We start from the raw sequence: 9,440 nt of genomic DNA on the forward strand, positions 1-9,440 counted from the left end.
CGACGACGCCGAAGGTGTGCTTTCCTCCACACGGGCGTTCCGCCCGAATTCGGTTCCGTGCCTAAGGAGGCCCGCTATGAATCGCACCCTCGCCCTCAGCTCTGCGGTCGTCTTCGCGTCGATCGGACTCGTCGCGTGCGGCGGCGGCTCCGACAAGGGGTCCGACTCGAACTCCGCGAGCACGGACGCCAAGACCACCGTCACGGTCGACGGGAAGGAACTGACCGGCGTCGACCTGAGCAAGGTGGGCTGCACCAAGCAGGGCGACCGGATCGCCATCGGCGCCGGCGGCACGTCCGGCGGCGTCGGCGCCACCCTCAAGGACGGAAACCCGCCCACCGTCGAGACTGTCGCCCTCACCGTCGACGGGAACGCCCTCGGCGTCGGTCCGGGTGTCGGCGAGGCCACCGTCAAGGTCGACGGTAAGCGCTACACGATCTCCGGCACGGCGCAGGGCGGCAGCTTGAGCAACCCGATGGCGGGGATCGTCAAGAAGCCCTTCGAGATCGTCGTCAGCTGCAGCTGACGCGCGCCTGCGCGACCGCCTCGGCGGGGCTCCCGTGCCACGGCTCGCCGTGGCCGGGAGCCAGTACGCCCGCGTCCAGTGCTGCGATCGCCTCGAGGGTTTCGACGGTGCGCGGGAGGTCGTGGCTGAAGAAGCCAGCCAGGAGCTGCGGCCCCGTCGAACCCGACAGCGGATGGCCGGTCACCAGGGCGTCGCCCGTGGCGACGACGCCGCCGGGCAGGAGGAACGCGGTGTGCCCGGAGGTGTGGCCGGCGCAGGGGATCGGCACCGGTGCACCGGGCAGGTCGAGCGGAGCGCCCGCCTCGGGCACGGAGAAGGGCTCGGCGTAGGGCATCTCGACGTGGCCGAGTACGCCGACGCGCGCGACATCGGCCATCCACCGCAACGTGCGCGGTCGCCAGGCGATGGGCAGCAGGTCGAGCGGCGCGGCCTGCTCGTGCGTCTCGCCGCGGGCGTGCGCGATCTCGTCGGGGTGTGCGAGAACCGGTGTCCCGTAGCGCTCGTGCAGTTTCGCGACGCCGCCCACGTGGTCGATGTGGGCGTGCGTCACGAGGATCGCGCGGACGTCCTCGGGGCGCCGGCCGATCGACGCCAGCTCGGCCTCGACGCGGTCCAGGTCGCCCGCCCAGCCCGCGTCGATCAGCGTGACCTCGGCACCGTCGACGAGGGCGAGGAAGTTGACGTGCGTCCCGGACCCGAACCACACGCCCTGCGCGAGCTCGCGCATCACTCGACGGCTGCCGATTCCCCGTCGAACGTGAGCCATACCGCCGAGTTCGGGCCGAGCACGACCTCGACGGAGGCCTCGCGGCCGTGCCAGGAGCGGGACTCCGCGGTCACGCCGCCCATGTTGCCCGCGCCGGTGCCCTCGTACGCGGAGGAATCGGTGTTGAGGATCTCGCGCCACGAGCCGGCGAAGGGGACGCCCACGCGGTAGCGCTCGTGTGTCTGCCCGGAGAAGTTGTACAGGCACAGCACCACGGAACCGTCGCTGCCCCAGCGCAGGAAGCTCAGGACGTTGTTCTGCGAATCGTTCGCATCCACCCACTCGTAGCCCGACGGGGTGGTGTCCTGGCTCCACAGCGCGGGGTGGGAGCGGTACGCCGCGTTGAGATCCCGCGTGAGCGACTGGATCCCGGCGTGCAGCTCGCCCTCCCAGCCGTCGAGGCTGTCCCAGTCCAGCGAGCGCTCCTCGGACCATTCCCGGACCTGTCCGAACTCCTGGCCCATGAACAGCAACTGCTTGCCCGGGTGGCCCCACATGTACGCGAGCAGGGCGCGGACCCCGGACGCCTTGGTGTGGGCGTCGCCCGGCATGCGGGTCCACAGTGTCCCCTTGCCGTGCACCACCTCGTCGTGACTGATGGGGAGCACGAAGTTCTCGCTCCACGCGTACATCAGCGAGAAGGTGACCTCGTGGTGGTGGAAGTTGCGGTGCACCTGGTCTCGCCCCAGGTAGCCCAGGGTGTCGTGCATCCAGCCCATGTTCCACTTCATGGTGAAGCCGAGGCCGCCGAGGTTCGTCGGGCGGGTGACGCCGGGCCAGCTCGTGGACTCCTCGGCCACGGTGACCACGCCCGGGAACAGCTTGTGGACGGTGGCGTTCATCTCCTGCAGGAACTCCACCGCCTCGAGGTTCTCGCGGCCGCCGTACACGTTCGGCGTCCAGCCGCCCTCGGGGCGGGAGTAGTCGAGGTACAGCATCGACGCCACGGCGTCCACGCGCAGACCGTCGACGTGGAACTCGTCGAACCAGTAGAGGGCGTTGGCCACCAGGAAGTTCCGCACCTCGCGGCGACCGAAGTCGAAGACGTAGGTGCCCCAGTCCAGCTGCTCGCCGCGCTGCGGGTCGCCGTGCTCGTAGAGCGGCTTGCCGTCGAACCGGGCGAGCGCCCAGGCGTCCTTGGGGAAGTGGGCGGGCACCCAGTCCATGATCACGCCGATGCCGCGGGCGTGCATCACGTCCACGAACTCGCGGAACTCGTCGGGCGTGCCGAACCGCGAGGTCGGTGCGAAGTACGAGGTGACCTGGTAGCCCCACGATCCGCCGAACGGGTGCTCGGCCACCGGCAGCAGCTCGATGTGCGTGAAGCCGGTCTCGGTCACGTAGTCGGCCAGCTCGTTCGCCAGGTCGAGGTAGCTCAGACCCTGCCGCCACGAGCCGAGGTGCACCTCGTACGTGCTCATCGGCCGGTCGGTGGGGATCTGCTTGGCGCGCTCGGTGATCCAGGCGCCGTCGCGCCACGTGTGATGGCTCTCCGTGACGATCGAAGCCGTGGCCGGGGGCACCTCGGTGCGGCGCGCCATCGGGTCGGCCTTCTCGACGGGGCCGCCCTCGGTGAAGATCCGGAACTTGTAGGCGGCACCGTCGGCGACGCCCGGAACGAAGACCTCCCAGACGCCCGACGAGCCGAGTGTGCGCATCGGGAAGGACTCGCCGGACCAGTACTCGAAGTCACCGATCACCGTGACGCCGCGTGCATTCGGCGCCCACACGGCGAAGGAGGTGCCGCTGACCTCGCCGTCGGGCGTGGTGTAGCTGCGCACGTGCGCGCCGAGCACGTCCCACAGCCGCTCGTGCCGTCCCTCGGCGATCAGGTGCTGATCCAGCTCGCCGATGGTGGGCAGGAACCGGTAGCCGTCCGCGACGATCGCGCTGCCCGTGGGGTAGAGCACCTCGTACCGGTAGTCGGCCGGGTCGGAGATGGGGACCTCGGTGCCCCACAGCGAGCCCTGGATCCGGGCCATCGGGTAGTGCTCGCCGCCGATCACCGCCGCCACCGCGGTGGCCCCGGGCTTGAGCGCCCGCAGCACCGTGCCACGGGGCGTCGGGTGCGCGCCCAGGATCGCGTGGGGATCGTGGTAGGTGCCGGACAGCAGGCGTGCGGCGGTGTCGGGGTCGACGGCCGCCGCGGCCGAACTGGGGCCGACGGGGTTCTCGCTCATCATGCCTCCCGGTAGGACAGGTCGCGACGGTGCTGCGGGCTCAGTGGGGGCAGCACCAGGATGTGCGCGACATTGCGCCAGGGCTCCAGCCGTACGAAATTGGCCTGGCCCCAGTGGTAGACCTCGCCCGACACCTCGTCGCGCACGGGGAACCGCTCGTGCCAGTCCATCCCCAGCGCGGGCAGGTCCAGCCACACGTTGCCGGCCTCGGCGCCGAAGGGGTTGAGGTTCACCACCATCAGGACGAGGTCGCCGGTGTTCGGATCGTGCTTGCTGTAGGCGATCAGCGCGTCGTTGTCGACCGCGTGGAAGTGCAGGTTCCGCAGCTGCTGCAGCGCGGGGTGCCGGCGCCGGATGTCGTTGAGCCGGGTGATCCACGGTTCCAACGACTCCCCGCGGCTCTGCGCCGCCTTGTAGTCGCGCGGGCGGAGCTCGTACTTCTCCGAGTCGAGGTACTCCTCGCTGCCCTCGCGGACCGGGACGTGCTCGTAGAGCTCGTATCCCGAGTACATGCCCCAGCTGGGGGAGAGGGTGCCGGCGAGTGTCGCGCGGATGGCGAACGTGCCGGGCCCGCCGTGCTGCAGGCTCTCGTGCAGGATGTCCGGCGTGTTCACCCAGAGGTTGGGGCGGCAGATGTCGGCGTTCGCGGCGTGCTCGCGCGCGAACTCCTCGAGCTCCCACTTCGCCGTGCGCCACGTGAAATAGGTGTAGCTCTGCGTGAAGCCCAGCTTGCCCAGGCCGTACATCCGTGCCGGGCGGGTGAACGCCTCGGCCAGGAACAGGACGTCCGGGTTGACCTTCTTCACCTCGGCGATGAGCCAGTGCCAGAAGTCCGGTGGCTTGGTGTGCGGGTTGTCCACCCGGAAGATCTCGATGCCGCGCTGCACCCAGAACAGGGTGACGCGCAACAGCTCCCGGTAGATGCCGGTGCGGTCCTCGTCGAAGTTGATCGGGTAGATGTCCTGGTACTTCTTCGGCGGGTTCTCGGCGTACGCGATCGTGCCGTCGGGCAGGACCGTGAACCACTCCGGATGCTCTCGCGCCCACGGGTGATCCGGTGCCGCCTGGAAGGCCAGATCGAGCGCCACCTCCATGCCGAGGTCGCGGGCGCGCTGCGTGAAGTAGTCGAAGTCCTCCAGCGTGCCGAGTTCGGGATGCACCGCGTCGTGCCCGCCGGCGGCCGAGCCGATCGCCCACGGCACGCCGACGTCGTGCTCCTCCGGCGTCAGGGTGTTGTTGCGTCCCTTGCGATTCACCTCGCCGATCGGATGGATCGGCGGGAGGTACACGATGTCGAAGCCCATCTCCGCCACCCGCGGTAGGTCCTCCGCAGCGGTGTGGAAGGTGCCGTGCACCGGCTTGCCCTCGTGGTCCCAGCCGCCCGTGGACCGCGGGAACAGCTCGTACCAGGATCCGAACAGCGCGCGCGTGCGGTCCACCCACACCCGGTAGGTGCGCGACTTGGTGATCAGCTCGCGGACGGGGTACTGCTGCAGCAGCCGGGTGATGTCGGGATGCAGTGCGGCGCCGGTCCGTTCGACCAGGCTGCGGTCGCCGTCGCGCAGGGCCGCGGCGGCGGCGCGGACGGAGGCCCGGTCACCGTCGGGCACGCCGCCCGCGGCGCGCTCGAGAAGGCGGGCACCGAGCTCGAGGTCGTTCGCGAGCTCCGCCGGGCCCTGGCCCGCGGCGAGCTTCTTCTGCACCGCGCTGCGCCAGGTGGTGGCCGGGTCGGACCAACCCTCGATGCGCAGCGACCAGTAGCCCGTGAGGTCCGGCCGGAACAGCGCGTGGAACACGTCGGGCTCGGCGGCCGGCGACATGCGGATGTAGGTGGAGGAACCGTCGGGTCCCGTCACGACGACGGACGCCGCCACGGCGTCGTGGCCCTCGCGCCACACGGTCGCGGACACCGGCACGACCTCGCCGACGACCGCCTTACTGGGGTATTGCCCGCACGACACCACGGGTTCGATGTCGTCGATGCCGATGCGCCCTGTCACCGGGCCAACGGTAGTCGACGCGGCCGGTTTACGGGCGAGTACTCCCGGCTCGCGCGGGCCCGGCGCCGCGCCGTCTGCGGGCCTTTCCGGTTGTGCCCGGACGGGTCCGGAAAACGTGGTCAGGACTGGGAGAGACGCTGGAGCGCCGCTACCGCGACGGCCCGGTCCGCGGTCTCCCAGAACGGCGGCAGCGACGCGCGGAGGAAGCCGCCGTAGCGCGCCGTCGCGAGCCGGGAGTCCAGCACGGCGACGACGCCCTTGTCGTCCGTCGAGCGCAGCAGCCGGCCCACGCCCTGCGCCAGTAGGAGGGCGGCGTGGGTCGCCGCGACCGCCATGAAGCCGTTGCCGCCCCGCGACTCGACGGCGCGCTGCCGGGCCGTGAGCAGGGGGTCATCGGGGCGGGGGAAGGGGATCCGGTCGATGAGCACCAGCGACAGTGACGGCCCGGGCACGTCGACGCCCTGCCACAGGCTCAGCGTGCCGAACAGCGAGGTCGACGGGTCGGCGGCGAAGTCGCGCACGAGCTGGCCGGTGTTGCCCTCGCCCTGGCACAGGATCGGCGTGTCGAGCCGCTCGCGCAGCGCCTCCGCGGCGGCCTTCGCCGCGCGGGTGGAGCTGAACAGTCCCAGGGTCCGGCCGCCGGCGGCCTTGATCAGCGTCTCGATCTCGTCGAGGACGGCGGGGTTGGTGCCGTCGCGGCCGGGAGGCGGCAGCTTCGTGGCCACGTAGAGGATGCCCGACCGCGGGTAGTCGAAGGGCGAGCCCACGTCGAGGTGGCTCCATTCGATCTTCGCGTCGGGCTTCTTCCCCGTGGCCAGCGCGGGATCGCGGTCCGGTTCCGGGGCGTCCCCACCACCCGCGCGGGGGAGGCCCCACGATCCGGCGACCGTGTCGAAGGCGCCGCCGACGGCGAGGGTCGCCGACGTCAGCACCACGGTCGATTCGCCGAACAGGCGGGTGCGCAGCAGCCCGCCCACGGACAGCGGCGCCACGTACAGCGTCCGGCGGAAGCCGCCGCCGCGGACCGGGACGTCGGAGGTCCAGACCACGTCGCGGCGCTTCGCCTCGTCGGGCTCGTCGAACGCGGTGAGGACGCGGACGGCGGTGTCGTGCACATCGTCGAGGGCCGTGAGTGCGGCGCTGCGCGCGGCCGCGGCGTCCGAGTCGAGGTTGGCTCCGCGGGCGGGGCCGACGGCCGTCCGGACGACCCACGCGGCGTCGCGGACGGATGCCAGAGCGGGCCCGGCACCGTCGGGCAGGCCGAGCCAGCGGCGCGTGCCGGACGCGTCCAACAGTTGGGTGAGCCCCTCGGAGGCGGCGACCAGGGCGTCGGCGATCTCCTCCTCGACGAGCTTGCCCGCACGACGCGCGGCGGCGGCGACCACGCTGCCCGTGAGCTCCGCGGTGGCGACGGAGGTGACCCGGTCCACCAGCTCGTGCGCCTCGTCGACGACGACGGCGTCGTGGTCCGGCAGCACCTTGACCTCGGTCATCGCGTCGATGGCGAGGAGGGCGTGGTTGGTGACCACGACGTCGACCTGGCCCGTCTTCTTGCGCGCGGCCTCGGCGAAGCAGTCCTGGCCGTAGGTGCAGTTGGTGGCGCCCAGGCACTCCCGCGCGCCGACGCTGACCAGGCGCCAGGACTGATCGCCGACGGCGGGGGTCAGTTCGTCGCGGTCGCCGGTCTCGGTGTCGCTGCTCCACTCGCGCAGGCGTTTCATCTCGCGGCCCAGGCGCGAGGCGGCGAACGGATCGAACAGTTCCTCGCTGTCCGGCTCGGAGGCCACCGAGCTGTGCAACTTGTTGAGGCACAGGTAGTTCCCGCGACCCTTGAGGATCGCGAACTCGGGCTCGCGGCCGAGGTCCTTCTTCAGCGCCTTGGCCAGCCGGGGGAGGTCGCGGTCCACCAGCTGCTGCTGCAGGGCGATGGTCGCGGTGCTCACGACGACCGTCTTGCCGGAGGTGACGGCGTGCCGGATCGAGGGCACGAGGTAGGCCAGCGACTTGCCGGTGCCGGTGCCGGCCTGGACCGCGAGGTGCTCTCCGGTGTCGAGGGAGTGGGCGACGGCCGCCGCCATCCGCACCTGTCCGTCGCGCTTGCTGCCGCCGAGTGCGGTGACCGCGATGTCCAGCAGTTTCGGCACGATCGGCGGTTCGGTCACCCGGAGAGCCTACCGGCCCGGGGGCGTCACGATCTCGCACCGCGGGCCGGTGGCGCGGGCGAGTCGGTGGTCGAGGGTGGCCAGACGGCAGTCGAACTGCTCCGCGACGGCGACGTAGGACGCGTCGTAGGTCGTGACGTTCGCGCGCAACTCCCATGCGCGGTCGGCGACAGCTGCGAAGGATACATAGGTCGTCACGGCCAGTCGGTGCAGCCTACCGAGGGCCTGTCTCGCGGTGACTTCGTCGATCTCGCCTCGGACGAGAGTCCTTCGGATGATGTTCGCCGCTTCGAAGGGCATGAGTTGCGGGGCCACGATGGGACCGTCCTCGAGCATCGACAGCGCCCAGTCGCCGTCGTCCCCGAGGTCGATGAATGCCGCGACGACCACGGACGAATCCAGGACCTGCGTCATCGACGGTCAGCGTCTCGATCAGCGAGAATCGACTCTGTCGTGACTGTGGAACGCATGTGGCGCTTGCTCGCACGGATCTCCGCGACCAGCTCGGCGATGTCGGGCGTACTGGCGGTTTCGTCCGCGAGCCGCAGCATGTACTCCTGGAGGGACTGCCCCCTGCGCGCCGCTCGTGCGGCCAGCTCGTTCCGGGTCTCCTCCGGGACGTTGCGGATGGTGATGGTGGTCATGCCGTGATTCTACTGCCGGTGCATGCAAAATGCATGCACGATTCCCGGCCTGATCGACGGGCTGATCGCGGTGGGTGATGATGATCGCGTGGACGACGAGATCGAGGAGACCCGCCGGCGGGTGCAGCGCCGCACTCTGATGGTCGTCATGGCCGGACAGGTGCTCGGCGGGGCGGGACTGGCCGCGGGGATCACCGTCGGCGCGCTGCTCGCGCAGGAGATGCTCGGTTCGGAGGCCCTGACGGGCCTGCCCATCGCGATGTTCACCTTCGGTTCGGCGTTCACGGCGTACCTGGTGGGCCGGATCAGCCAGCGCGCCGGGCGGCGGGTCGGGCTCGCGGCGGGCTTCGCCGCCGGCGCGGTCGGCGCGTCCGGGGTCGTCCTCGCCGCGGCGATCGGCAGCGTCCCGCTGCTCTTCGCGTCGTTCCTGGTCTACGGCGCCGGCACGGCGACGAATCTGCAGGCCCGCTACGCCGGGACCGATCTCGCGACCCCGGCCACGCGGGCGACCGCGGTCAGCCTGGCGCTCGTGTCGACCACCGTCGGCGCCGTCGCCGGGCCGAATCTGGTCACGCCGCTCGGGGAGCTCGCGCGCTCGCTGGGGCTTCCCGCGCTCGCGGGCCCGTTCCTGCTCGCCGCGGTCGCCTACGCGGCGGCGGGTGCGGTTCTGTTCCTCCTGTTGCGGGCTCTTCGAAGTTGAGCGGGCAACTTGCTTAGCAGTGGAATTGCTGGATGCTGGCCCGCTGGGTGCGGGTGCAGTGGAATCGTATCCGGCGGCGTGAGTTTTCGGTGTTCCGGAAGCCGCAGGCGACGCGTTTGACCTGCTTGACCAGGCGGTTGAGCCCTTCGGTCCGGGCGTTGGTGATGCCGGTGTCGATGAACGCCAAGATGGCCGGCCACCACGCCTCGATCGTCGTTGCGAGGCGGGTGAGCTCGGGCAGGTCGGCGTCGGCGCACCAGGTGTAGAACGCGTAGAGCCGGGCCCGGACCTCGTGCGTGTCGGCGTTGTCGCGGGCAGCGGCGAGCAGGTGTCGCAGCTGTTCCTTCGCGATGTAGGCGGTGAGGATCTGGCCGGTGGTGTCGTGGTCGATCAGATCGTTCCACATCCGCGCGAAGGACTTGTCCGACAAACGTTCCCGGCTGGTGAGTAGTCTGCGTCGGT

General features: G+C 70.8%; 8 protein-coding genes and 1 pseudogene. 2 read left to right on the top strand and 7 right to left on the bottom strand.

The genetic code is table 11. From position 1 onward, the window contains the following. Nucleotides 1-76: 76 nt before the first annotated feature. Entirely contained in the window at nucleotides 77-526 is a 450-nt protein-coding gene (locus AXK60_RS05180) for a lipoprotein LpqH (RefSeq protein WP_068570041.1), read from the top strand. Here the strand turns inward: AXK60_RS05180 and AXK60_RS05185 are convergent. The 6 genes from AXK60_RS05185 to AXK60_RS25590 form a co-directional block, all read right to left on the bottom strand. Then, nucleotides 513-1,253 (bottom strand): MBL fold metallo-hydrolase, encoded by a 741-nt coding sequence (locus AXK60_RS05185; protein ID WP_068570042.1) that lies wholly within the window; start codon nucleotides 1,251-1,253, stop codon nucleotides 513-515. The two genes, AXK60_RS05180 and AXK60_RS05185, sit on opposite strands and share 14 nt — an antisense overlap. After that, complete coding sequence (gene glgB / locus AXK60_RS05190) at nucleotides 1,253-3,472, bottom strand: 1,4-alpha-glucan branching protein GlgB (RefSeq protein ID WP_068570043.1); 2,220 nt, start codon at nucleotides 3,470-3,472, stop codon at nucleotides 1,253-1,255. The genes AXK60_RS05185 and glgB overlap by 1 nt, the downstream gene beginning before the upstream one ends. Beyond that, complete coding sequence (locus AXK60_RS05195) at nucleotides 3,472-5,472, bottom strand: alpha-1,4-glucan--maltose-1-phosphate maltosyltransferase (RefSeq protein ID WP_068570044.1); 2,001 nt, start codon at nucleotides 5,470-5,472, stop codon at nucleotides 3,472-3,474. Before AXK60_RS05195 ends, glgB begins: the two co-directional genes overlap by 1 nt. Before the next feature lie 119 nt (nucleotides 5,473-5,591). After that, entirely contained in the window at nucleotides 5,592-7,634 is a 2,043-nt protein-coding gene (locus AXK60_RS05200; RefSeq protein ID WP_068570045.1) for an ATP-dependent DNA helicase, read from the bottom strand. 9 nt (nucleotides 7,635-7,643) lie between these two features. Then, entirely contained in the window at nucleotides 7,644-8,048 is a 405-nt protein-coding gene (locus AXK60_RS05205) for a type II toxin-antitoxin system VapC family toxin (protein WP_068570046.1), read from the bottom strand. Then, entirely contained in the window at nucleotides 8,045-8,278 is a 234-nt protein-coding gene (locus AXK60_RS25590; RefSeq protein WP_082777823.1) for a FitA-like ribbon-helix-helix domain-containing protein, read from the bottom strand. The genes AXK60_RS05205 and AXK60_RS25590 overlap by 4 nt, the downstream gene beginning before the upstream one ends. A gap of 139 nt (nucleotides 8,279-8,417) precedes the next feature. On the opposite strand from AXK60_RS25590, the pseudogene AXK60_RS05215 reads away from it, so the two are divergent. Further along, nucleotides 8,418-8,963: pseudogene (locus AXK60_RS05215) on the top strand (MFS transporter); the annotation flags it as partial. 28 nt (nucleotides 8,964-8,991) lie between these two features. Here AXK60_RS05215 and AXK60_RS05220 read toward each other — a convergent pair. Continuing rightward, nucleotides 8,992-9,440: transposase (locus AXK60_RS05220; RefSeq protein WP_139057761.1), on the bottom strand; the 449-nt coding region annotated here is incomplete at its 5' end.

This window comes from Tsukamurella pseudospumae, assembly GCF_001575195.1.
In the GTDB taxonomy this organism is placed as follows: Bacteria; Actinomycetota; Actinomycetes; order Mycobacteriales; family Mycobacteriaceae; genus Tsukamurella; species Tsukamurella pseudospumae.

What these genes read in the sequence shown, in the direction of transcription:
- AXK60_RS05180 (WP_068570041.1), top strand. Translation starts at nt 77, where the DNA reads ATGAATCGCACCCTCGCCCTCAGCTCTGCGGTCGTCTTCGCGTCGATC.
- AXK60_RS05185 (WP_068570042.1), bottom strand. Translation starts at nt 1,253, where the DNA reads ATGCGCGAGCTCGCGCAGGGCGTGTGGTTCGGGTCCGGGACGCACGTC.
- glgB (WP_068570043.1), bottom strand. Translation starts at nt 3,472, where the DNA reads ATGAGCGAGAACCCCGTCGGCCCCAGTTCGGCCGCGGCGGCCGTCGAC.
- AXK60_RS05205 (WP_068570046.1), bottom strand. Translation starts at nt 8,048, where the DNA reads ATGACGCAGGTCCTGGATTCGTCCGTGGTCGTCGCGGCATTCATCGAC.
- AXK60_RS25590 (WP_082777823.1), bottom strand. Translation starts at nt 8,278, where the DNA reads ATGACCACCATCACCATCCGCAACGTCCCGGAGGAGACCCGGAACGAG.